Source organism: Halomonas meridiana (genome assembly GCF_009846525.1).
Lineage (GTDB): Bacteria > Pseudomonadota > Gammaproteobacteria > Pseudomonadales > Halomonadaceae > Vreelandella.
In genome coordinates this window covers 1,930,544-1,954,136 of the sequence record NZ_CP024621.1, presented here as the reverse complement: position 1 = coordinate 1,954,136, position 23,593 = coordinate 1,930,544, and the positions used below count along the sequence as shown (strand labels likewise).

Below are 23,593 nucleotides of genomic sequence, written 5' to 3'. Positions count from 1 at the left end.
CTGCCGCTTTACGCTGAAAGGAATCACCATGTCACGGTTGCCATTTTATTTTATCGTTGGGTTGCTGCTGCTGGTTGGCATCGTTGCCAGCGTGCATCGCCATTTGCAGTTTGAGATCCCCTGGTTTCCAGGCGAGCAGCGCCAAGTATGGGAAATCGAAGCCGTCATTAACTTCAACGCCCAAAATGGCCCGGTGCAAGTCGATTTAGCCTTGCCGTCTCACCAAGCAGGGTTCCGTGTGTTAACCGAAAATACGGCGTCCTCTGGCTACGGGCTGGCTTATCAAGCCGATGAGCTTGGCCGCCAAGCCCAGTGGACCATTCGTGACGCTGCGGGCAGCCAGCAGCTTTACTACTCGGTCCAAATGCTGGTATCACCTGATTCTCGTTCGCCGGTGCAAACACCGCCGGGTATTCCGTCGGTGACTCCTTGGGAAAGCCCCTATGATACGGCGGCTACCCAGTTGATCGACCGCGCCTGGGATCGCAGCGCTAATAACGCTACCTTCGCTCGAGAGCTGATCCTCGATATCAACGGCGAGCGGCAAGGTGAAAACGCACGCTTGTTACTGACGCAAATGCAGCCTTCCGCATTGATCGTTCGCCTATTGAACCAGGCAGGCGTGCAAGCTAGAGAAGTCAGCGGCCTGCTGCTCGAGGACGGTCGCCGTCGTCAAACGTTGAGCAGTTGGATCCAAGTATTCGATCAAGACGCTGAAGAATGGACGCTGTTCAACCCCGCCACGGGCGAGCAGGGTCAGCCCGATAACCTGCTGCTATGGGAAACCGGCGGCCGCGCGGTACTCGAAGTGCAAGGCGGCACCAACTCTCGCGTCTCGTTCTCGATGCTAACCCATTACCAGCCGGCGTCAGCGGCGGTCCGTAACCACTACTCGGACGACACGCTGCTGAACTTCTCGATTCACAGCCTGCCACTAGAAGAGCAAGCACTGTTCCAAACGATTCTCTTGATTCCGATTGGCGCGCTGGTCGTGGTGTTCCTACGTGTGCTAGTGGGTGTGAAGACATCAGGGACGTTCATGCCGGTATTGATTGCACTGGCCTTCATCCAAACCACCCTGTTGACCGGTTTGATTGGCTTCCTGCTGATCGTTGCTGTTGGCTTGATCATTCGTAACTACCTCTCTTATTTGAATTTGCTGTTGGTGGCGAGGGTGTCGGCGGTCATCATTACGGTCATCGCCATCATCTCCATCTTTACCGTGCTGGCCTACCGTATGGGCTTGAGCGCCGGATTGACGGTCACGTTCTTCCCAATGATCATCTTGGCGTGGACCATCGAACGGATGTCGATCCTGTGGGAAGAGGAAGGCCCGAAACAGGTACTCATCCAAGGGGGCGGCAGCCTGTTGACCGCCGTACTGGCGTTTCTGGCGATGAATAACCCGTGGGTACGCCATATCACGTTCAACTTCTTGGGTGTGCAGCTCATTTTGATGGCGTTCATCCTGCTCCTGGGGAACTACACGGGCTACCGCTTGCTGGAGCTGCGTCGTTTCAAACCCATCACCGAAGATGAGAAGCCGTCATGAGTTGGCTGAAAAATTGGACGTGGCCTACCCGTCTTCGGGATAAAGGCATCGTGGGTATGAACCGGCGCAACATTCGCTACATCGGGCGGTATAACGCGCGCCGGCTCTATCCACTCGTGGACGACAAACTAAAGACGAAGCTACTGGCTCAGCAGTACGGCATCACCACCCCTGAACTGATTGGCACGGTCACGACGCAGTTTGGCGTTCAACATATCAGTGACATGCTGGAAGGCCATTCGGGATTCGTGATCAAACCCGCCAAAGGCAGCGGTGGTAAAGGGATTTTGGTCATTGAAAAGGTAGAGAATGGCCTTTTCTACAAGCCCAGCGGTGCTAGCCTGACGATCAGCGATATAGAACGCCACGTTTCCAACCTCCTCTCGGGGCTCTACTCCCTCGGTGGCTCCCCCGACGTGGCCGTGATCGAAACGCTGATCAATTTTGATGAGAGCCTGCTTGAGTACACCTACGAAGGCGTGCCTGATATTCGCGTCATCGTCTTCAAAGGGTATCCGGTCATGGCGATGATGCGCCTCTCCACGGCGGCCTCCGATGGCAAGGCGAACCTTCACCAAGGAGCCGTTGGAGTGGGGTTGAACATTGCCACCGGTGCAGCGCTGCGTGGCGTGCAGTTTGACCGCCCCTGCTACAGTCACCCCGATACGGGGCACGACTTGGCCAGTCTGGTCGTACCCCAGTGGGAAACGCTGCTGCACCTGGCGGCGGGCTGCTACGAGATGACCGGACTTGGCTACCTGGGCACCGACATGGTGTTGGACCGTAAACACGGGCCAATGCTACTGGAGCTCAACGCCCGCCCCGGTTTGGCGATTCAGATGACTAACGGCGAAGGCTTACGGCGTCGGTTGGACTTGATTGAGCGTCAGCCTGATAACGTACCAGTGGCGAAGCGTGTTGCTTTTGCTCAACACCACTTTGCGCGCAAGAGTGAGCTGGTCGAGACCCCTGACACACCTTCGGCAACGGCGTAGACTACACCCGTGACGTTCAACGAGTTATCTAATGACTGAAGCCAATACGCTATTGCAGCAAGCAGAATCTCAGTGCCACACGCGCGGCGTTCGGTTTACTCCGATACGCCGCCGGGTGCTCGAGCTTATCGCAGAAAATGGCGGAGGGCTCAAAGCATACGACTTGCTGGATCAGCTCTCTACCGAGCACGCCGCTGCTCGTCCGCCCACCGTTTACCGTGCGCTGGAGTTTCTCATCGAGCAGGGGCTGGTGCACCGTATCGAGTCGCAGAATGCCTACGTGGCCTGCGCGTGCCCGGAGCACACCCATGGCTTCCAGCTGCTCATCTGTCGCCAGTGTGGCTACGTCGAAGAATTGCACTTGGATGAAATTAGCGATCAGCTGGCCGCGCTTGCGAAACGTCAAGGTTTCAATGTCGAGCGCCAAACCATCGAGCTTCAGGGCTTATGCCAAGCGTGCCGACCCACGAGTAATGCCTAATGTCTCACTTTGACCAACTGGCGCCTCAGCAGCTTTTCAAAGCGCTGGAGTCTGCTTCCCCCCAAGACACCCTGCCCTCAATGGACGTGCTCTTGAATGCCGTTCGTTTCAATGACGACGGCCTGATTCCCGCCATCGCCCAACAGCACGATACCGGTGAGGTATTGATGATGGCGTGGATGAATCGAGAAGCCCTGGAAGAGACGTTATCCACCCAGCGAGTGTGCTACTTCTCCCGCTCTCGCCAAACGCTCTGGCGTAAAGGGGAAACGTCCGGTCAGCAGCAGCACCTAGTGAGCGCCGCCCTGGATTGTGATGGCGATACTCTGCTCGTGCAGGTCGATCAAACAGGGCCTGCCTGCCACACCGGCCGCCGCAGCTGTTTCTATGTCGCACTAGGGGTAGAAAGCGCAGAAATCACCAGTGAGCCGATGATCGACCCGGCAACGCTATATGGTCCAAAAACGTCGTGAAAAACGGATGGCAGGCCCTGCAGCGAGGCGGTCGCAGGCTGCTGACCGCACTGATGGTGGGCTGCATTCGCGTCTATCAATACACCATTAGCCCCTTGTTGGGTCCGCGCTGTCGTTTCTGGCCAAGCTGCTCTTCCTATACCATCGAGGCCATCCAAGTGCATGGCCCTCTCAAAGGCGGCTGGATGGCCGCCAAGCGCATCGTGAAATGCCACCCCGGCCATCCGGGGGGCATGGACCCGGTGCCTGGCGGGCGCAGCGAAACGCTATGCCAAGATGATGACGACTGCCCTGCGAACCGCTGCGGTTCGTCCTCCTGCCGCCACTAATGCTTACCCCTGCTTAGCCACCTGATAAATACGCTCTAACATCGCATGCAGGCCATTACTGCGCGTAGGCGATAGGTGTTTGTCCAGCCCGAGATCTTTCAAGAAGTGCGGTTCGGTCTGATTGATCTCTTCGGCTGTGCGCTCACTGTAGATACGCAGCAGCACGGCAATCAACCCTGATACGATAGCCGCATCCGACGTAGCCTTGAACACCAGCTTGTCGCCTGCCTGTTCATGGCACATCCACACGTTGGATTGGCAGCCTTGGATTTTAAACTCGTCGGTACGACGCTCTTCCGGAAAGTCAGGCAGCTGCTTGCCCATATCAATAATGTATTGATAACGATCCATCCAGTTATCAAACATCTCAAACTCTTCGACTAGCTCCTGTTGGGCTAGCTCTGCGCCTGAAGTTGCCATGACGTATCCTTTGGGTTAATGAATCACAGTCGGGGCTATTATAACGTTTCAGCCCCTGTTTTTGGCGGCGTTTTCAAGCGGTGGCGCTGCTGCTCTCGATGCCACTCATCGGCTTCGGTATGTAAGTAGCGGCTGGTGGTATCTAGCTTGGCATGGCGAGCACTTTCCGCTAAGTAGCGTAGGCTAACGCCGGACTGGGCCTGATGAGTGATCGCTGTATGTCTCAGCCAGTGAGGCGTTGCCCGTCGAAGTGCTTCGATATAGGCAGGCTGGCCATCCTGCATTTCGAGCGCATCCGCGGCGTTGGCAAAGGTGTCTTTCATCAATCGATAGAGCTGGTTATCGCTAATGCCTCTGCGCTTATCCAGCGCACGAATCACCGGGGTTGGCTCGTCGTAGCCTGGCTCTGCCTTGAGCTCTAGCGCCACTCGCCATGCTTGCAGGCTCTCCAGCATGTCCGCAGGCACGGGTATGCGGGCCTGCTTACTGCCCTTGCCGACTACCCTCCACCACCAGCGCCCTTCTATCCGATGAAAGTCATCCATGCGGGCGTTGGCCATCTCGCTAATGCGTGGTGCCAAAAGATAGGCAAAGCTAAAGATGAAGCGTCTTCGTGAACTCTCGTAAACGAGCCGCGCGTCATCGCTCTGCGGAGGCTGGTTCAGCCACTGCCAAAACCAGGCCCACAGCGGTTGCTCCAGGTAGCGCTCTATGCCCTGCGACTGATTGTTCATGCGCCGCGCTTTGTCACGCATCAGCACGAAAGGGTTGTGCCCTACCCAGCCAGCCTCCACCAGCCAGCTAAACAAGCCCTGCAGAATGATCAGGCTTTGCCGACGACTCGCGGGCGACAGACCGCTTCTGAAGGGGCGCCATTCAGGATGCTCACGAGGTTTTGACGGCCCTACCCACGCTGCCCGTGGCTGAGGGTCTTCTAGAAAAGCTTCGAACTGGCGCAGCGCCTCACGGTTCATATCACGCAACCCTTTACCTTGGCTGCCTAGCCAAAGCAGCAGTCGCTCGGCCTCTCGCCGATAACTTTTGAGCGTTTGCGGGCTGTCACGATACTCCGTAAGCCAAAGCAACACGGCCTGATGGTCGTTTTCTGCCTCGATACGTGGGGGCTGGGTAGGCGCTGAGACAGATTGGCTTGTCAGCCAGTGCCCCTCCTCCCTCATTGGCATTGCAGAGGAGAGATCGAGGCTATGCCCATTCTTTGTCGTTTCTAATGACATCTCAGCGCCCTTTTAGTCGTTATCCATTCAATGGTTAAGTGTGACGCTACAACTCTATAAATTCAAGATAATGAGCGTAATCTTGAATTTTACTTCCGTTAAATAAATAATATTACGTTTTATGTAATATGTAATAATTGTGTTTTGCTCGTAAAGTCAGGACAATACCGTTCAAGCAATGTCACTCAACGCATAAGGATCACGCCATGGCGCGCAGCGGAATTCAGTACAGTGATGTTCAACAAGCTATCGATACGCTACTGGCACGTGGCGATACCCCCAGCGTGCAGCGTATTCGGGAGGTGCTCGGCACCGGCAGCTTTACCACCATCAGCGAACACTTCCGGCTATGGCGAACTGAGCGCGAGCAGAATCGCGACGTACCGCCACCCAAAGGCGTGCCGGAAGTCGTGGTCAATGTAGCCAGCGAGCTATGGCGCGAAGCGCAAGAAGTAGCCAACCAAGCACTCGCGCACTACCGAGAAGATGCCAATCGTCAGGTGGAGAGCGCACAGCAAGAAGCTGCCGACGCGCTTCAACAGGCCGCCAATGCCGATCAGCGTGAAAGCGCCCTGGCCGAGCACCTTCGCCACACCGAACAGCGCCTAGAGGCGCTGCATCGCGAGCTTGGCGAGAGCCAGACCCATGAGCGTCATTGGCAGCAGCAGGCAGAAAAAGCGGCTCAGGAAGTCATCCACTACCGCGAGCAGCTCGATCAAGCACAGCGCGCGCTCAAAGCGGATCAACAACGCTTTAGTGAGCAACAGGCCGCACAGCAAACGGCTTGGGAGCAGCGTCTGGCCCAAGAGGAGCAGCGCAACGAAGCGTCGGAAGGTAAATTGATGGCGCTGCTGGACACGCTGCGACAAGAGCGCGCCCAAGAAGAGAAAGCGCTACAAAAGCGCTTACAGCAATGGGAGCAGCGTGCAGAGACACTCACCAAGGAGTTGCAGCAAAAAAACGATGCGATTCATCACTACCAGCAAGAAAACAACGCTCATCAGCAGCGCCTGACAGAGCTGGAACGCCACAATGCAGAGCTACTAACACAGCGCAACGAGCTGCAGGCGAGCCTGAACAAAGCCACGCAGGCGCTGGAAACACATCAGCAACAGGCGCGAGACAGTGACCATTGGCAAGAGCAGTTATGGCAGCGCATGGCGTCACTGCAAGCACAGCTAGCGGATCTGCCTAACACGTTGATCAGTAGCAGCGATGATACGCCAGACACAAAAAAGCCATCCCGATAAGCGGGATGGCCAAGCATGACTCGAGGATGGGAGCGACGAGGGTCCGTAGCACTGTTAAGACTGGCTCGGCTCGCCGCTCTGTTCCTCAGGTAGTTCCCACGTACCCTTCTCCGTCCAGGGGTCGTTTTCTGGAAACTCTTCGATGTTGATCTCGGGGTCATCGTAATCGGGCTGATAACGCAGATCGTAATGCGCTGCGCGCACCATGGAGATCATCAACAGCACGGCAATCAACAGTAGCGGTACGCCGCTAACGATACTGGCGGTCTGCAGCGTTTGCAGTCCGCCCAAGAACAGCAGTGACATCGGCAGTAGCGATAGCGTAAAGGCCCAAAACAGACGATGCCAGCGCGCAGGCTCTTTATCGAGTTTCTTCTCGGCCGCGGACGAAAGAATGTAGGCAATGGAATCGAACGTGGTGGCGGTAAAAATCGACAGCAGTATCACCACCGCGAGCGTGACGAGCCAAGACAGCGGCAACTGGCTAAGCACGGCATAGAAGGCTGCATTCGCCGACTGTTCGTTCATCACTTGAATGACGTCCAGCGTGCCGGATAGCTGCAGATAAAGGCCGTAGTTGCCGAGGATGATGAAAAATAGCGCACAACCCAGCGAACCAAAGAAAATCGATCCCGCCACCATGGTCTTGATACGGCGCCCTTTCGAAATGCGCGCAATGAATAGCCCCACGGTCGGCGCGAACACCAGCCACCACGCCCAGTAGAAAATCGTCCATGACTGATGGAAACCAGTGTCCTCGAATCCACCCAACGCGCCAAACGGCTCGGTCCATGTCGCCATTTCGATCAGGTTGCTGAGCATTAAGCCGATGGAATTCAGGCCCGTATCCAGGATGAACACCGTTGGTCCCATTACCAGTACGAACAGCAGTACGGCGAGGCCCAGCCACATATTGATGTCCGACAGCATTTCGATGCCGCCCTTCAGGCCACGCCAGGCACTCACGGCAAAGATGGCTGTCGTGCCCACTAACACGGCAATTTGGCTGCTGGCATTGGGCGTGAAAGCGAATAGATTGCCAAGCCCTTCATTGATGAGAGGCACCAAAATACCCAGCGACGTCGCGCCGCCACCCAGCATGCCGAAAATAAACAGAATATCGATAATGTTACCCAACCAGCTTCGAGCCAGCTTTTCACCCAGCACGGGGCGAATGGCTTCACTGATACGCAGCACTTTGTGTTTACGCACGTGAAGAAAGTACGCCATGGGCAATGCCGGCACGAGGTAGATCGACCATGCAATCGGCCCCCAGTGGAACATGCCATACGTAGCCGCCCAGGCGGTTGCCTCTTCGGAAAAAGGCGCGACATGGAAAGGCGGGTTTTGCAGGTAATACATCCACTCCACCATGCCCCAGAAGACGACCGCCCCACCAATGCCTGCAGCAAACAGCATCGCGCCCCACGATAGCAGCGAAAACTCTGGTTCGGCATCGACATCGCCTAACTTGATCTGTCCTATGTCGCTAAACACGATGTAGAACATAAAGCCCAGTGATGCGACGCCCATGGCGAGATAGAGCACGCCGAAGTTGGTGGTCACGAAGCTTTGCGCCGCCATCACCCACACCCGCCCCATCTCTGGAAACAGAATGAGCGGCAGCGTCACCGCCAGCAGCAGGCCTAGCGATCCGAAAAAGATAGGTTTATGAATATTAGAAAACACAGATGAGCGTTTAATGGCCGTCTCTCCATGGCACTTTGTAGGAACCCGCTAGGCATCATCGCCCAGGGAATAGCTTTACAATAGTTTTACATGGAATCATCGTTGATCGCTAGACGGCGCTTTAGTGGCTCGAATGATGAAACGCTAACGATAAAAAAGCCCAGCAGTGCTCTGCTGGGCTTTGTACCGACGCTCTGCTGCCTTTAGCTCAGTGTCTACCAAGCCAATGGGCAGCCATAGGCTTAGCGATAATAGGCGTTCGTGGTATCCGTGTGGTCGGTCACGTCGCGGATACCGGCAAGCTCGGGAATACGGTCCATCAACGTTTTCTCGACACCGTCTTTGAGCGTGAGGTCCACTGCGGCGCACCCTTGGCAACCACCGCCAAAGGCCAGGATCGCGACTTTGTCTTCGGTCAGCTCGACGAGCTTGATCTCACCACCGTGGGCCGCCAGACCAGGGTTGATTTCGCTATAGAGCGTGTAATTGATGCGATCTTCGAGCGGACTATCGGCATTGACCTTCGGCATCTTAGCGTTGGGCGCCTTGATGGTCAGCTGGCCACCCATGCGGTCAGCATTGAAGTCGACCACCGCTTCTTCCAAGAATGCGAGGCTGTTCTTGTCGAGAAAGACATTGATCTTCTCGAGTTCTAGTTTGACGTCCGTCGGCTCTTCTTCCCCAGGGCGGCAATAGGCCAGGCAGGTTTCTGCATAAGGTGTGCCGGGCTGAGTGATGAAAATGCGTACGGCAATCCCCTCGACGTTCTGCTTTTCCAGCAGCTCGGCAAGGTAGGTTTGTGCACTGTCGGTAATATCAATACCAGGCGCTTCGATAGTCGTGGTCATAAGGGATGTTATCCTCCCGTGGTAGTGGCACGGCCACTTCACATGTCATTTGTGCCTATGGTAAGCAAAACCGCGAGCCGACACAATCCCGAGTGTTTTAGTCGGCTATTGCCCGCGCTTTATGAGCACGTCTAATAAAGATGCTGCAATAACTTCACGACCAGGCTTGCTGCCCTATGGTGTGCCCTTTGGTATGATAGCCGCCGCTTAATGACTGACGACGACGATAAAAATACCCTTTCCGACTGAGACGCTGGAGATTTTCCCCTGCCATGGCTGCTAGCGATTTGACTGCTTTCCTTACCCAACGCCTTGCCCAACGCATTCTGATTCTGGATGGCGGCATGGGCACCATGCTGCAGAATGCTCAACTCAGCGAGGATGATTTTCGCGGTGAGCGCTTCCGCGACTGGCCGTCGGATTTGAAAGGCAACAATGATCTACTGGCGCTAACCTGTCCGGACGTCGTCGCCCGTATCCACCGCGATTATCTGGAAGCTGGCGCGGACATATTGGAAACCAACACGTTCAACAGCACCCGGTTGTCCCAGGCCGACTACGGCATGGAAGATCTGGTGCCTGAGCTCAACCGCGAATCGGCACGCTTGGCGCGTGAGGTGTGCGACGCCGTCGCTGCGGAAACCGATGTGCCGCGTTATGTGGCTGGGGTTCTCGGGCCAACGTCACGCACGGCATCTCTTTCACCCGACGTGAACGATCCCGCCAAACGCAACGTCACTTTCGACGAACTGCGAGAAAACTATTACGAAGCGGCCAGTGCCCTGATCGACGGCGGCGCAGACCTGATCATGATCGAGACGATCTTCGATACGCTCAACGCCAAAGCCGCTATTTATGCGTTGGAAGAACTGTTCGATGATCTCGGCCGTCGTTTGCCGGTCATGATTTCCGGCACGATTACCGATGCCTCAGGACGTACGTTATCCGGGCAAACCACAGAAGCTTTTTGGAACTCCATCCGTCATGCGAACCCGCTTTCGGTAGGCTTGAACTGTGCCTTGGGAGCCGAAGAGCTTCGCCCCTATCTGGAAGAGCTCTCCGTTAAAGCCGATACGTTCGTTTCTGCCCACCCCAACGCGGGTTTGCCGAATGAATTTGGTGAATACGACCAAACTCCAGAAGAGATGGCCGCGATCGTCGGCGAGTTTGCCCAAAGCGGCTTAGTCAACATCATTGGCGGCTGCTGCGGCTCGACGCCAGAGCACATCCGCGCCATTGCCGAGGCCGTGCGCCCCATGGCGCCTCGACAAGTGCCCGAGCGCAGCAAAGCGTGCCGTCTGTCAGGCCTAGAACCCTACAACATCGAAGCCGACTCTTTATTCGTCAACGTGGGCGAGCGTACCAATGTCACCGGCTCGGCCCGCTTCAAGCGCCTGATCGTAGAGGAAGATTACACCACGGCACTTGAAGTGGCTTTAGAGCAGGTCGAAAACGGCGCGCAGATCATCGATATCAACATGGACGAAGGCATGTTGGAATCGAAGGAAGCCATGGTGCGCTTTCTGAACCTAATTGCTGGCGAGCCGGACATTGCCCGTGTGCCCATCATGATCGACTCCTCGAAGTGGGACATCATCGAAGCGGGCCTGAAGTGCGTACAGGGCAAGGCGGTGGTCAACTCGATCTCGCTGAAAGAGGGTGAAGCCGCCTTCCGCGAACAGGCCACCAAGTGCCGTCGCTTTGGTGCCGCCATTGTCGTCATGGCGTTCGACGAAGAGGGCCAGGCCGATACCTTTGCGCGCAAAACCGAAATCTGCGAGCGCGCTTACCGGCTGCTCGTGGATGAGATCGGCTTTCCGCCCGAAGACATCATTTTCGACCCGAACATCTTCGCCATCGCTACAGGTATCGAAGAGCACAATAACTACGCCGTGGATTTCATCGAAGCCACCCAATGGATTCGTGAACACTTGCCCCACGCCATGATCTCCGGCGGCGTGTCTAACGTGTCGTTCTCGTTCCGAGGCAACAACCCGGTACGTGAAGCGATCCACTCGGTATTTCTTTACCACGCCATTCGCGCGGGCCTCACCATGGGTATCGTCAACGCCGGGCAACTGGCTGTCTACGATGACCTGCCCGCCGAGCTGCGCGAAGCCGTAGAAGACGTCGTGCTCAACCGTCGCAGCGACGGCACCGAACGTCTCTTGGACATCGCCGATCAGTACAAGGGTGACGGCAGCGGTGCCGCGAAGAAAGAGGATCTCGAGTGGCGCAGCTGGCCGGTCAACAAGCGTATCGAGCATGCGCTGGTGAAAGGCGTTACAGCGTATATCGAAGACGATACGGAAGAAGCCCGTGCACAAGCTGCCCGCCCCATCGAGGTGATCGAAGGCCCGCTGATGGATGGCATGAACGTGGTCGGTGACCTGTTTGGGGCGGGTAAGATGTTTTTGCCCCAGGTGGTCAAGTCCGCCCGTGTCATGAAGCAGGCGGTTGCGTACCTGATTCCCTTCATCGAAGCGGAAAAAAGTGAGGATACCCAGGCCAAAGGCAAAATCGTGATGGCCACGGTCAAGGGGGATGTCCACGACATCGGCAAAAATATCGTGGGGGTCGTGCTGCAGTGTAATAACTACGAAGTGATCGATCTTGGCGTCATGGTGTCCACCGAGAAAATTCTCCAGGCCGCCATTGACCACAATGCCGATATCATCGGCCTCTCTGGCCTGATTACCCCGTCGCTGGACGAGATGGTACACGTGGCCAAAGAGATGCAGCGCCGCGGCATGGACCTGCCGCTGCTGATTGGCGGTGCCACCACCTCCAAAGCGCACACGGCAGTTAAAATCGAACCGCAGTACGAGCACCCCGTTATTTACGTGACGGATGCTTCCCGTGCGGTCGGCGTGGCTGGCAAGCTGCTGGCCCCCAACTTGAAACCGGCTTACGTGGCCGAGATTCGCGAAGAGTACGAAAAAGTGCGCGAGCGTAATGCCAAGCGCCGCCCCAAAGCCGCCGACCTGGATTACACCCAGGCGCGTAAGCGGCGCTTTCGCACCGATTGGGCGACTCATACCCCTGCCAAACCAAACACGCTGGGATTGATGACCTTCGACGATTACGACTTGGAAGAACTCGTCGAGCGGATCGACTGGACCCCCTTCTTTATGAGCTGGCAGCTCGCTGGCAAGTACCCGAAGATTCTCAACGACGAGGTCGTGGGTGAAGCCGCCCAGAGCCTGTTTGCCGACGCGCAAGTGATGCTGCGCAAGTTGATCGATGAAAAGCACGTGACAGCGCGCGGCGTGATTGGCCTGTGGCCTGCGAATAGCGTGGATGATGACGTGATCGAAGTTTACGCCGACGAGAGCCGCATCGAGGTGGTCGAGCGTCTACACCATATTCGCCAGCAAACCACCAAAGGCCGTGACGGTATCTGCTACAGCCTCGCTGACTTCATCGCCCCTAAAGAGAGCGGCAAACCCGACTGGATCGGCGGCTTTGCGGTGACCACGGGGCACGGTGTGGACGAGCTCTCCAAAGCCTACGAAGCTGCCGGTGACGACTATAACGCCATCATGGTGCAGGCGCTGACCGACCGCTTGGCCGAAGCGTTTGCCGAGCGCATGCATGAGCGGGTGCGCAAAGAGTTTTGGGGCTACGTGCCTGAAGAAACGCTAGACAACGACGCGCTGATTGCCGAAAAGTATCAGGGCATTCGCCCTGCCCCAGGCTATCCGGCCTGCCCGGATCACACTGAAAAAGCCACGCTGTTCCGTTTGCTGAACGCCCCAGAGAATACCGGCCTGACGCTGACGGAGAACTTCGCCATGTGGCCAGCGGCAGCCGTGTCGGGCTGGTACTTTGCCCACCCGCAGTCGAAGTACTTCTCCACGGGCAAAATCACTCGTGATCAGGTCGAGGTACTGGCCGAGCGAAAGCAGATGTCGCTTGTTGAGATGGAGCGTTGGCTCTCGCCGGTGCTCTCTTACGACCCTAGCTGATTCGTCCGAACGAATGTCGCCAGTGGTTCGCCGCCAAGGCAAGGTCATGCGTTTGGCCTTTCCTATCATGCTGGGCATGCTCTCGCAGAGCGTGCTCAATTTGATCGACGCTGCCTTGATAGGCCATTTAGGCCAGGAAGCACTGGCCGCCGTGGGTATGGGTGGGTATGCCATGTTCATGATGACGGCGCTGGTGTTTGGCCTATCCTCCAGCGTGCAGTCGCAAACGGCCCACGCAACGGGCGCTAACCACATGTGCCCTACCCAGCCCCTGCGCGCAGGCATGGTCATCGGTTTGGCCGTAGGGTTGCCGCTCTCTTGTATGGCATGGTGGCAAGCCCCGGCGCTGATTCATCTGATATCCCCCGCAGACGACGTCACACAGCTTGCTATCGATTACTTCCGCTGGCGCGTCATCGCGCTAACCGCCATCGCGCTGACCCTTTGCTTACGTGGCTACTGGAACGGGCGGCAGCAAACGCATCTCTATCTACGTATCATCGTCGTGGTCCATGCAGCTAACGTGGCGCTCAGTGCGGCACTCATCTACGGGGTCGCGGGGTTGCCTGCGTTGGGAGTGAACGGCGCTGCGATCGGCACCACGCTGTCACTTCTGCTGGGGCTGGGGATCTGGGGAAGCATCACTTGGCGGCAGTGTCATCCCAGCACTTCCTCAATGCCTTCCTGGGAAGACGTTAGATCGACGCTGACGCTTGCGTGTCCGCATTCGCTGCAACAGCTTTGGTTTGCCGCCGGTTACGTGGTGCTTTTTTGGCTGCTGGGTCAACTCGGCACGTCGAGCGTGGCGGTCGGTCACGTCTTGGTGAATCTTTCCTTGCTACTGATTTTGCCGGGCGTCGGTGTGGGAGTCGCTGCCATGAGCCTTGTCGGCGAAGCCTTGGGCCGCGACGATCAGCAGGCCGCCCACCGCTGGGGCATTGACGCCTTGAGCGTTGCCGGTATGCTGCTGACTGTTCTAGCGTTACCCATGCTCGTCATCCCCGAGCCGATTTTGGGCATTTTCTTTACCGATGAGGCGCTGGTGCAGTTAGGGAGACTGCCCCTGCAAATTACCGGCCTGATGATCGTGCTCGACGCCGCTGCGCTGGTATTGGCACAGGCCCTGATGGGCGCTGGTGCGCAGCGCACCGTCATGCTGCTCACCTTAGGGATGCAGTGGCTACTCTTTTTACCACTGGCTTGGTGGGTGGGTATTTGGCTGGGTTACGGGTTGGTCGGGGTCTGGTTGACACAGCTCTTTTACCGACTGCTCAACTCTACTGGTTTTTTGTGGGTATGGCAGCGGCGACGCTGGCTCGCCCACGGGTTTTGATAGTCGTTTGAAATAGCATTTAACGATAAAAAGATAATTATATATTCTTTTGTAGAATATGACGCCCGCGTTAAGGTGACGGCACATTACCGTCCGTCTCGACGTGACCATTTCGCTTTTAGCAGGATCGTGCCACATGTACCGTTATGATATTCACGACCAAACGCTGGTTGACGAGCGCGTAGCTCAGTTCCGCGATCAGATGGAGCGCTACCAAGCCGGACGCTTGGGAGAGGAAGAGTTCCGCCCCCTGCGGCTGCAAAACGGCCTGTATATCCAGAAACACGCGCCTATGCTGCGCATCGCCATTCCTTACGGCATGCTGGCAGGCCAGCAATTGCGTGCCCTGGCCGAGATTACGCGCCGCTACGACCGCGGCTATGGCCACTTCACAACGCGCCAAAACCTGCAGCTCAACTGGCCTGCACTCGAAGACGTGCCGGATATCTTGGCCGAGTTGGCCAAGGTACAGATGCACGCAATCCAAACCAGCGGTAACTGCATCCGTAACACCACTAGTGACCAGTTTGCTGGCATTGCCAATGACGAAGTCGAAGACCCGCGCCCTTGGTGCGAGCTCATTCGTCAGTGGTCTACCTTGCACCCGGAGTTTGCTTACCTGCCGCGCAAATTCAAAATTGCGGTAAGCGGGGCCGCCCAAGACCGCGCTGCGATTCAGGTTCACGACATTGGCCTGCGCCTGTGGCGCAATGCTGACGGTGAGCTGCGCGTCAAGGTGTTGGCAGGTGGCGGTTTGGGCCGCACGCCGATGATTGGCGACGTAGTACGCGAAGACCTGCCCTGGCAGCACCTGCTGACCTATCTCGAAGCGTGTGTGCGGGTGTATAACCAGTTCGGTCGCCGTGATAACAAGTTCAAGGCGCGCATCAAGATTTTGGTGAAGGCGCTAGGTATCGATGAGTTCCGCCGCCGAGTCGACGAAGAGTGGGCGCATCTGAAGGATGGACCTCAGACGTTGAATCAAGCTGCCGTCGACGCCGCCAAAGCGCACTTCCCCGAGCCGGAGCGCCGCCCGGTGGCCGACAACGCGGTGGCAGCGTTCGACCAGCTGCGTAGCGAAAACCGCAGCTTCGCGCGTTTCGTCACCAATAACGTGACCGACCACAAAGTGCCGGGTTACAAAGCGGTCACGCTGTCATTGAAGCGCCGCGAGCATGCTCCGGGAGACGTCACTGCCGACCAAATGGAAGCCGTGGCCGATCTGGCGGATCGCTACAGCTTTGGCGAAGTGCGGGTGACTCACGAGCAGAACTTGGTGCTGTCAGACGTGCCGGTCGACGAGCTCGAAGCACTTTGGAAAGAACTGGATGCGCTGGGAATGGCCAACCCCACCGTTGGCACACTGAACGATATCATCTGCTGCCCCGGTGGCGATTACTGCAGCCTTGCCAATGCGGTCTCCATTCCCATTGCCCAGGCGTTGCAAGAGCGCTTCGAAGACCTGGATTTCCTATACGATTTGGGTCCGCTCGACCTGAATATTTCAGGCTGCATGAATGCCTGCGGCCACCACCACGTCGGCCATATCGGCATCCTTGGCGTCGATAAAAAAGGCGAGGAGTATTACCAAGTCTCGATTGGCGGTAATTCAACGGACGACGCCTCGCTGGGTAAAATTCTAGGCCCCTCTTTCTTCCGCGAAGACGTGCCGGGCGTGGTCGAGAAGGTGCTCGAAGTGTATGTGGCTGAACGTCACGAAGATGAGCGCTTCCTGGATACGTATCGCCGTATTGGCCTAAAACCCTTTAAGGAGCGTGTTTATGCCCAGCAATGATACCCAAACCGAGGCCGTAGAAAAGACGCCGGTTCATGTCGATCACTTGATCGACAACGGTGAGCTGGCTGCTGAAAATGCTTGGTGCGTCTCCTACGATACGCAAACACTGCCCGAGCAGCGCCCTGCGTTCGTGCCACTCGCACTGTGGCAAAGCCATCAGGATGATGCAGAGCTGGCACCGCTACTGGCGAGCGACACCGAACTCAACGCCGAACTGGCCAGCGAACTCAAGATGGCCCCTGCCGTCGCCGTAGATTTCCCGGCCTTTACCGATGGGCGTGGTTACACCATTGCGCGTTTGCTGAGAGAGCGTTATGGGTTCACGGGAGAGATTCGTGCGGTCGGCGACGTGCTGGTCGATCAGTTGGATTACATGCGTCGCTGCGGCTTCTCGACCATGGCGTTACGAGACGATCAGCACCCTGAGGATGCACTGCGCGCCCTCAATGCGTTCAGCGTCCGTTATCAGACCGACGTGGAAGAGCGCCAAGCTCTGTTCGAAAAGCGCCTAGCTGCTAGCCAGTAACCCCGCTAGCATATCGACAACGCCGACAAGGATTTGCCCTTGTCGGCGTTTTTGCGTTTAACCGCGCCGCTTCTGTTGACGCTCGCGGTTATTGGCTTTGGCGCGGTCGCTTTTGCGCAACATCACCCAGGTCGCACCCAGTCCGCCCTCTGAAGGTTGTGCGGAGACGTAAGCCTGCACCTCATCGAACTGGGTGAGCCACTTGGCGATATAAGAGCGCAACACGTTGGCCGGGCTATCCAGCTCCCGCCCACGTCCATGAACGATCAGCACCGAGCGTAAGTCATGGGCATAGGCTTCTTGGATGAAGGGGAACAGCATACGCCGACACTCCACCAATGGGCGCCGTAACAAATGGAGCTGTGCTTGCACGCTGTATCCACCATGCTTCAACTTATCGACCACGCCTTGTTGAATGCCTTCACGGCGGAACTCGATAGGTTCGAAAGGGGGCAGTAAATCGACGAAATCGTCCGAAAGAAAGTTACGCTCATCCAAACGCTCTTCTGCGCTCTCACGCCGGGCCAATTGGGCTTCTGATGGCCGTTGACGGTGGGGACCTGTATCTGCGCGGTTGCGCTTGGGCAATGGCTTCACATCGCCCACTAACGCGCGGAAGTCCATATCATCACGAAGTGACTGGCTCATAACAGGCTCCTCCGATAGGGTCTAAGGCCTAGACAACGCTACGTATCGTAGCAAAATCACCGACACTGCTTAAGACTTGTCTTGTGGCATGACGTTCTTCACTCTACACAGCCACACGTTACCTAGGAATGACGCATGATTTGGGCAAAGCGATTGGTATGGTCACTGTTGGCTGGATTGATGGGCATTGCCGCTTGGCTCTGGCTGACCATGCTCAGCCCTTGGTTCTATGAGCGCCCCGAAGAACTACCCGACATCGAACAGCGCACCCACCAAGTGTTCGTGTACGGCACGCTGCGCTACTGGCCTATCCGCTGGATCGTCATGGGGACGTCAGGTTCCCCTGAGCCTGCGCGACTAGAAGGATTCGAGCGTCAGGGGTTGGATCTTGTGGCCCGTGCGGATAGCCACGTCGATGGGCTCCTGCTAACCGTTTCGCCCCGTGCGCTGGCGCGCCTCGATCGTTATGAACGGCTTGGCGTTCGCTATGAGCGCGTGACGCAGACGCTGGCCGATGGCAGCACTGCCTGGGTCTACGTTCGGCTTCCAGAGGTCAGCCTGCTCGATAGCGCTCCTGCCCAGGGGATAGCTCTGGTACCATATGACACGTTGCCAGTGACCGCTCAACGCTTGGTCGCCCTGCCCACCACTTAGGATACGCCATGAGTGAAGCCACGCCCTTTGTCTTGATACTGTACTACTCCCGCTCAGGAGCCACGGCAGACATGGCCCGCCAATTAGCAGCGGGTGTCGAGAGCCTTCCCGGTATCGAAGCGCGACTGCGCACGGTGCCTGCGGTCTCCCCCACCTGTGAAGCCGTCGACCCCGAGATTCCCGCCGAAGGAGCGGTGTACGCCAATCTGGACGATTTGCGTCACTGCAGCGGGCTGGCGTTGGGTAGCCCAACGCGCTTTGGCAATATGGCTGCGCCGCTCAAGTATTTTCTCGACACGACCAGCAGCCTTTGGATGAATGGCGCGCTCATCGATAAGCCCGCTTGCGCGTTCACCTCGACCTCTAGCTTGCATGGCGGCCAAGAGAGCACCTTATTGACCATGCTAGTGCCCTTGCTGCATCACGGTATGGTCTATGCGGGCATCCCCTACAGCGAGCCCGCGTTATTGAGCACGCAGCATGGCGGCACGCCTTACGGGGCCAGCCACGTGGCTGGCGCGCGCAGCGACCGCCCGGTGGACGAGCACGAACGAGCGTTATGCAAAGCACAAGGCAGGCGGCTCGCCAAACTCGCGCTGGCATTACATAAAATGCGCCAGGAGGTGTCTTCATGAGACAGTGGTTAGAGACGCTGGAAGAGAAACACGGGCTCGATACGTTGACGCGACAAGCACGCCTGCTGGTGCTCGTTAGCTTTGGCGTGCTGCTGCTGTTGGTAATTTATCGTGGATTCTTCGTGCAAGGCGAGACGTTCAATTGGCGCCCCGTCGTCGCGTTCGTCCTACCCCTGGTGCTGTTCTTGCCATCGATCATTGGCCAACGTGCCCGTGGGCACGCATGGCTTGCCTTCGTCAGCTTGCTCTACTTCACACAAGGCGTCATGCTGGCGACGCTGCCCGGCCAGGGCATGCGCGGAGTGTTGGAAGCGCTGGTATCGCTGGCGCTATTTACAGGCTGCATGGGGTATGCCCGTTTTCGCAGCCGCCAACAGCGCCTCAAAGGCTGAGTGTATCAGTAGAACCACAACCAGCCACTCACACCTGCCGCGATCAGCAGTGCACCTATGGCATAGTGGGTTTGCGCACGAGACGCGGCAGGAGTGGCATCCGCAGGGGGGCGGTCAAATTTTTTGACGCCCGTAAGCATGGCAGTGACTAACCGCTCGCCTTGAAGCGCATGCCACATCAGCCCCAGAACGTGCACACCGATCAATACCAACAGTAGGTCGCTATTCAGTGCATGCAGTTGGCCCAATAAATCGCCTACCCCTGCCCCTAACAGCCCATACAGCGGCGCTTGAAAGAAAATATCATCGCTCAAGAACAAGCCACTGAGCGCTTGAAACCCCAACGACGCCAGTAGCAATACGACCATCCAGCCGCCAAGCGGATTATGGCTAGCGTAGTGTGGTGCGCGTCGTGTCATCAGCGCTTTGGTATAACGTGCGGTGACAGTTGGCCCGTACAAGAACGTGCCAAAGCGGGCATACGGCGTGCCCACCAGGCCCCAGATCACGCGAAACACCAATAACCCAATGATCAAATAGCCCGACTGGGCATGCACTTCCAGCGGAAATAGAAACGGCTGGCCCGACGTTTTGGTGGTGTAGAACGAAATCACCACGGCTGCCAACAGGGACCAGTGAAACAAACGAATGAACGTATCCCATACGGCTATGCGTGTCGTGCGGCTCTGCATCTGACGATCCTCAATCCTCGTACTGGTAGAGTTTCTCATTTATTGACGGGTTCTCCTAGGAGGATTCCACCCACTCACCAACGCTGTGTCACTGCACCAACCGTTTTGGGTCATCCACCGAACAACACTTGAGCTTTATCGGTAGACCAGCGAACATGACACTAATGCAACTTATCACCGCAAGGGAGCTTCACCGATGACACGTAATATTGCCGACGTCAGGCGTGACTACGAGGGTGGGCGTTTGGATGAAACGCACACTCCTGACGATCCGTTCGTGATGTTCGATGAGTGGTTCAGCCTGGCGCTCGAAAGCGAAGGTAAAGATGGTAATGCCATGACACTTGCCACCGTGGATAGCCAAGGCCGTCCCCATGCCCGCGTGGTGCTGCTCAAAGGGTTCGATGAGCGCGGCATGGTGTTTTTCACCAACTACCACAGCCATAAAGGCAGCGAACTGAACAACGTCCCCTTCGCCGCCCTCACGTTCTGGTGGCCCTCCCTATCCCGCCAAGTACGTATCGAAGGCGCGGTGGAGCAAGTATCTGCCGAGGAGTCGGACGAGTACTTTGCCAGCCGCCCGCGTGGTAGCCAACTGGGGGCTTGGATTGCGACCCAGAGCGTTGTGATTCCTGATCGCAACTGGATCGAAGAGCGTCAAAAACGTTTTGAACAAGCCTATGAGGGTCAGGATATTCCGCGCCCCATCCATTGGGGCGGCTACCGTGTCCATCCAGAAATGATCGAGTTTTGGCAAGGGCAACCCAGCCGCTTGCACGACCGCTTGCGCTATGAGCGACGTGATGGCGGTGAGTGGAGCCGCTTCCGTTTAGCGCCTTAATCATCCCGCGCAAGACGGCATCCAGCAAGTGGCCTGCCGGTGTTGACCAGCAGGCCATTTTATTGGACATGGTGTTGAACAGGGTTAATCCGGCTGACTCTCCAAGCGGTGCCGCTGCCACTCGCTGTCGGGTTCGTTTAGCCGTAGCACGGCATCAATCACCTGCTCTTCCATGTTGTAACGGCATCGGAAGCCAAGATGCTTCATCAGTGCCCGCATCGGGTGGTTATCCACCATGATTTTGCCGATCATTTCGAGCGTGCCGATGCTGGTGCAGTAATCGATCATCTTCTTCATCAGCAGGCTACCGATCCCCAGGCCCTGCAAATCATCGCGAATGATGATCGAGAACTCGGTACGAATATTGTCTGGATCGTTCCAAACCCTCACCACTCCCAGCATCTCCTTACTGCCATCATCGTGCTGATGCTCGGCAATAAAGGCCATCTGACGGTCATAGTTGATGTGCGACAGAATCGATAGGTCGCGCTGGGTAAGGTTCGACTTGTTATGGAAGTAGCGAAACCGAATGCTCTCCTCTGAGAGCTGCCGGTGAAAGGTCGTGATCAGTGGCGCATCCTCTGCGCGAATGGGCCGCACTTCTACCTGCCAGCCATTTTTCAACGTCACCCACTGTCGAAGCTCTTCTGGGTACGGCATGATCGCAAAACGAGCGGGGTGTCCTAAGTCCATGGCAAAATCCACGGCCAACATGCCATCGCGATTTAGCAGCAAGGGATTGAGCTCCAGGCCGCGCAGGTCGGTCAAATCCGAGGCCATCTGGGAAAGTTTGACCAATAACTGGCACAGATGCTGGATATCACGTTCGGGGTCGGCCGAGTGCTCGCGGATCAACGACGCCGCGTGGGTGCGGCCTACCACATCCGAGGCGAGGCTCATATTGAGTGGCGGCAGCGCCACCTGCCGGTCTGCCAGTACGTTGACCTTGTAGCCACCAATACCGAACACGATCAGCGGCCCAAATACGGGGTCCCGCGTGATGCCTGCACAAATTTGCATCGAGTGTTTGCCACGTTGCATTGGCTGGAGGCAGTACTCACGAATGGCGTGTTCGGGAAACTTCTCCTGCACTTTATCGCCCAACCGCCGAACGCCCTCAGCGACTTGCTCCGGTGTTTCCAAGTCTTGCAGCAGCCCAGCGGAAATCTTATGCGGATGCTTGCGGTAGCGATACGGCCGGCAGTTTCCCTCGTGAACGACTTTCAGCGCCTTTGGCCCAGGAAAGCGTTCGGCGACCACCAAGGCTTCTTCGGGCGAGTGCACGTAGGCACTGGTGGCAGTGGGAATACCGTAGGCCTCCAGCACTCGGGCCGTTTCAGAGTGCGTCAGCGTCTGCCTGCCCTGCTCTTTTGCCTGTTTGATCAGCGCGCGACACTCAGCGCGAATGTCCGGGCTGGTAGAAAACGGCAGGCTGGGCGGAATTTCGTGCAGCAGCGCCTGAACGCGCTGGTAATCCACCATGTGCATAAACGCCTTCACTGCTTTTTCGGGTGAGGTGTAGGTGGGAATCCCGGCCAAGTTGCAGACATGGCGGGCATTGAGCGCCTCTTTCAACCCCATCCAGCTGGTGAGTAAATTGCGTTTGAAGGTTTTGCGGTGATCGATGAGTGCCTGAGCCGTGACTTGGGAAGGCGCCAGTCGTGTGGGGGCGTGCACGGCCAATACGGCATCGACGTTAGGGTCGGCGGTGACGATTTGCAGCGCCTCTACAAAGCGCTCTGGCGTTGCGTTTCCGCCTAAGTCAACAGGGTTCTCACCCGGCTTACTCATATCCACCTGGCTTTTATGCAGCGCCGCCTGGGTCTCCGGGCTAAATTCCGCTAGTTTGCCTCCTGCGCTCACCAACTTATCGATAGCCAGCATGGCAGGCCCAAGGCCGTTGGAAACGATCGCCAAGCGGTCGCCGCGCAGCGGCTTCATGCGGGATAGCGTTTCCAGCGCATCGAGCATTTCATCTGAATCGTTGACCCGCACGACACCCGCGCGGGCGAAGGCCGCATCGAAAACGACATCGCGGTTAGCGATGCCTGGCGTTGGGGGCATGCCGGAGATATCCGACTGCGGCGTGCGGCCGCTTTTAATCGCCACGACTAAGCGATTGCGGGAGGCATCCCGCACGGACGTCATGAAGTGCTGGGCGTCCGTGACTCGCTCTAAGTGCAATAAGATGGCTTGGGCAGGAGAAAACTGATTCACGTAGTCGATCAAATCAGGGAGCAGCACATCCACGCTGTCCCCGACGGTAATCAAATGGGAGAAGCCCACATCTCGGCCTGCAGCCCAGTCGATCATCGCGTTGGCCAGCATCCCCGACTGGCCTAAATACGCGACGCGACCCGCCTTGACCGGCTGACTGGCATACGAGGCATTGAGCTTTTTACCCGGCACGATCAGCCCCATACACTCCGGCCCAAGCACGCGAATCCCCGATTCACGAGCGGTCTGGAGCATACGCTGACGAATCGACCCTTTGTTACCCTCCTCTCGGTCCAGGTAGGCACCTCCGGAGAGCACCAAGGCGGCCTTCACACCATACCTACCGAGCTTTTTGATGAGCTTGGGGACGCCTTCGATGGGTGAACACACCACCGCGAGATCGGGTATTTCGGGTAATTCGTCCACGGTGCGCACGCAGTCCACACCGAATACCGATACGTATCCCTTCAAGTTCACGGCCAAGAGTTTGCCTCGAAAGCCGCCCTCTTGGAGATTGCTCAAGACCAAGCCACCTAGAGACGCCGGTTTTTCAGAGGCACCGAACACTGCAACCGAGCGAGGTTCGAAAAAATGATGCAAAAAGCGTGTGCTCACGG

The 23,593-nt window shown here is 57.1% G+C and carries 21 protein-coding genes; 14 read left to right on the top strand and 7 right to left on the bottom strand.

Translation table 11 applies throughout. The features are described from left to right. Nucleotides 1-28: 28 nt before the first annotated feature. The 5 genes from CTT34_RS09385 to yidD are packed head-to-tail and all read left to right on the top strand — an operon-like array spanning nt 29 to nt 3,830. Complete coding sequence (locus CTT34_RS09385; RefSeq protein ID WP_159342194.1) at nt 29-1,552, top strand: inactive transglutaminase family protein; 1,524 nt, start codon at nt 29-31, stop codon at nt 1,550-1,552. Next, nucleotides 1,549-2,547 carry an alpha-L-glutamate ligase-like protein gene (locus tag CTT34_RS09380; RefSeq protein WP_159342193.1) on the top strand — a complete coding sequence of 333 codons (999 nt, stop codon included), beginning with the start codon at nt 1,549-1,551 and terminating at the stop codon, nt 2,545-2,547. Before CTT34_RS09385 ends, CTT34_RS09380 begins: the two co-directional genes overlap by 4 nt. 31 nt (nt 2,548-2,578) lie before the next feature. After that, the gene (locus CTT34_RS09375) at nt 2,579-3,028 is read left to right on the top strand and encodes a transcriptional repressor (RefSeq protein ID WP_159342192.1); all 450 of its coding nucleotides are present in this window, start codon (nt 2,579-2,581) and stop codon (nt 3,026-3,028) included. After that, nucleotides 3,028-3,501, top strand: a complete 474-nt coding sequence (hisI, locus tag CTT34_RS09370) for a phosphoribosyl-AMP cyclohydrolase (RefSeq protein ID WP_159342191.1) — start codon at nt 3,028-3,030, stop codon at nt 3,499-3,501. The genes CTT34_RS09375 and hisI overlap by 1 nt, the downstream gene beginning before the upstream one ends. 53 nt (nt 3,502-3,554) lie before the next feature. Further along, nucleotides 3,555-3,830, top strand: a complete 276-nt coding sequence (yidD, locus tag CTT34_RS09365) for a membrane protein insertion efficiency factor YidD (RefSeq protein ID WP_217353005.1) — start codon at nt 3,555-3,557, stop codon at nt 3,828-3,830. 3 nt (nt 3,831-3,833) lie between these two features. On the opposite strand, the gene CTT34_RS09360 is transcribed toward yidD, so the two are convergent. Both CTT34_RS09360 and CTT34_RS09355 read right to left on the bottom strand, forming a co-directional pair. Then, nucleotides 3,834-4,250: a SufE family protein gene (locus tag CTT34_RS09360; RefSeq protein WP_159342189.1), complete on the bottom strand. Its 417-nt coding sequence runs from the start codon at nt 4,248-4,250 to the stop codon at nt 3,834-3,836. A gap of 38 nt (nt 4,251-4,288) precedes the next feature. After that, entirely contained in the window at nt 4,289-5,428 is a 1,140-nt protein-coding gene (locus CTT34_RS09355; protein ID WP_254436488.1) for a tyrosine-type recombinase/integrase, read from the bottom strand. Nucleotides 5,429-5,691: 263 nt separating this feature from the next. Here CTT34_RS09355 and CTT34_RS09350 point away from each other — a divergent pair, with 263 nt between their 5' ends. Then, complete coding sequence (locus CTT34_RS09350; protein ID WP_159342188.1) at nt 5,692-6,735, top strand: DNA-binding protein; 1,044 nt, start codon at nt 5,692-5,694, stop codon at nt 6,733-6,735. 54 nt (nt 6,736-6,789) lie between these two features. On the opposite strand, the gene CTT34_RS09345 is transcribed toward CTT34_RS09350, so the two are convergent. Then, a complete protein-coding gene (locus CTT34_RS09345) occupies nt 6,790-8,424 on the bottom strand; it encodes a BCCT family transporter (RefSeq protein ID WP_253016383.1) in 1,635 nt (544 codons plus the stop codon). A 242-nt stretch (nt 8,425-8,666) separates the two neighbouring features. Continuing rightward, on the bottom strand, nt 8,667-9,272 hold the full coding sequence (gene nfuA / locus CTT34_RS09340) for a Fe-S biogenesis protein NfuA (protein WP_159342187.1): 606 nt from the start codon (nt 9,270-9,272) through the stop codon (nt 8,667-8,669). Between the two features lie 272 nt (nt 9,273-9,544). Here nfuA and metH point away from each other — a divergent pair, with 272 nt between their 5' ends. The 4 genes from metH to CTT34_RS09320 all read left to right on the top strand — a co-directional run bounded on the left by metH (nt 9,545) and on the right by CTT34_RS09320 (nt 16,897). Next, entirely contained in the window at nt 9,545-13,240 is a 3,696-nt protein-coding gene (metH, locus tag CTT34_RS09335; RefSeq protein ID WP_159342186.1) for a methionine synthase, read from the top strand. A gap of 13 nt (nt 13,241-13,253) precedes the next feature. Further along, nucleotides 13,254-14,573, top strand: a complete 1,320-nt coding sequence (locus tag CTT34_RS09330; protein ID WP_159342185.1) for an MATE family efflux transporter — start codon at nt 13,254-13,256, stop codon at nt 14,571-14,573. A 136-nt stretch (nt 14,574-14,709) separates the two neighbouring features. Beyond that, nucleotides 14,710-16,368, top strand: a complete 1,659-nt coding sequence (locus CTT34_RS09325) for a nitrite/sulfite reductase (protein ID WP_159342184.1) — start codon at nt 14,710-14,712, stop codon at nt 16,366-16,368. Continuing rightward, a complete protein-coding gene (locus CTT34_RS09320; RefSeq protein ID WP_159342183.1) occupies nt 16,355-16,897 on the top strand; it encodes a DUF934 domain-containing protein in 543 nt (180 codons plus the stop codon). Before CTT34_RS09325 ends, CTT34_RS09320 begins: the two co-directional genes overlap by 14 nt. Nucleotides 16,898-16,954: 57 nt before the next feature. Here CTT34_RS09320 and smrA read toward each other — a convergent pair whose 3' ends face one another. Beyond that, a complete protein-coding gene (smrA, locus tag CTT34_RS09315; RefSeq protein WP_159342182.1) occupies nt 16,955-17,545 on the bottom strand; it encodes a DNA endonuclease SmrA in 591 nt (196 codons plus the stop codon). Between the two features lie 135 nt (nt 17,546-17,680). On the opposite strand from smrA, the gene CTT34_RS09310 reads away from it, so the two are divergent. From CTT34_RS09310 to CTT34_RS09300, 3 genes are read left to right on the top strand one after another with little or no spacing between them, the layout of a single operon-like run. Beyond that, the gene (locus CTT34_RS09310) at nt 17,681-18,199 is read left to right on the top strand and encodes a gamma-glutamylcyclotransferase family protein (protein ID WP_159342181.1); all 519 of its coding nucleotides are present in this window, start codon (nt 17,681-17,683) and stop codon (nt 18,197-18,199) included. A gap of 8 nt (nt 18,200-18,207) precedes the next feature. Then, nucleotides 18,208-18,834 carry an NAD(P)H:quinone oxidoreductase gene (gene wrbA, locus CTT34_RS09305; RefSeq protein WP_159342180.1) on the top strand — a complete coding sequence of 209 codons (627 nt, stop codon included), beginning with the start codon at nt 18,208-18,210 and terminating at the stop codon, nt 18,832-18,834. Beyond that, nucleotides 18,831-19,226, top strand: a complete 396-nt coding sequence (locus CTT34_RS09300) for a DUF2069 domain-containing protein (protein ID WP_159342179.1) — start codon at nt 18,831-18,833, stop codon at nt 19,224-19,226. The genes wrbA and CTT34_RS09300 overlap by 4 nt, the downstream gene beginning before the upstream one ends. Nucleotides 19,227-19,231: 5 nt before the next feature. Here the strand turns inward: CTT34_RS09300 and CTT34_RS09295 are convergent, their stop codons facing one another. Continuing rightward, nucleotides 19,232-19,918, bottom strand: a complete 687-nt coding sequence (locus CTT34_RS09295) for a cytochrome b/b6 domain-containing protein (protein WP_159342178.1) — start codon at nt 19,916-19,918, stop codon at nt 19,232-19,234. A gap of 196 nt (nt 19,919-20,114) precedes the next feature. Between CTT34_RS09295 and pdxH the strand changes: the two genes are divergently transcribed. Next, nucleotides 20,115-20,759, top strand: a complete 645-nt coding sequence (gene pdxH / locus CTT34_RS09290) for a pyridoxamine 5'-phosphate oxidase (RefSeq protein ID WP_159342177.1) — start codon at nt 20,115-20,117, stop codon at nt 20,757-20,759. Nucleotides 20,760-20,843: 84 nt separating this feature from the next. Here pdxH and CTT34_RS09285 read toward each other — a convergent pair whose 3' ends face one another. Beyond that, nucleotides 20,844-23,591 carry a bifunctional acetate--CoA ligase family protein/GNAT family N-acetyltransferase gene (locus CTT34_RS09285; protein ID WP_159342176.1) on the bottom strand — a complete coding sequence of 916 codons (2,748 nt, stop codon included), beginning with the start codon at nt 23,589-23,591 and terminating at the stop codon, nt 20,844-20,846. Between the last annotated feature and the right edge of the window lie 2 nt (nt 23,592-23,593).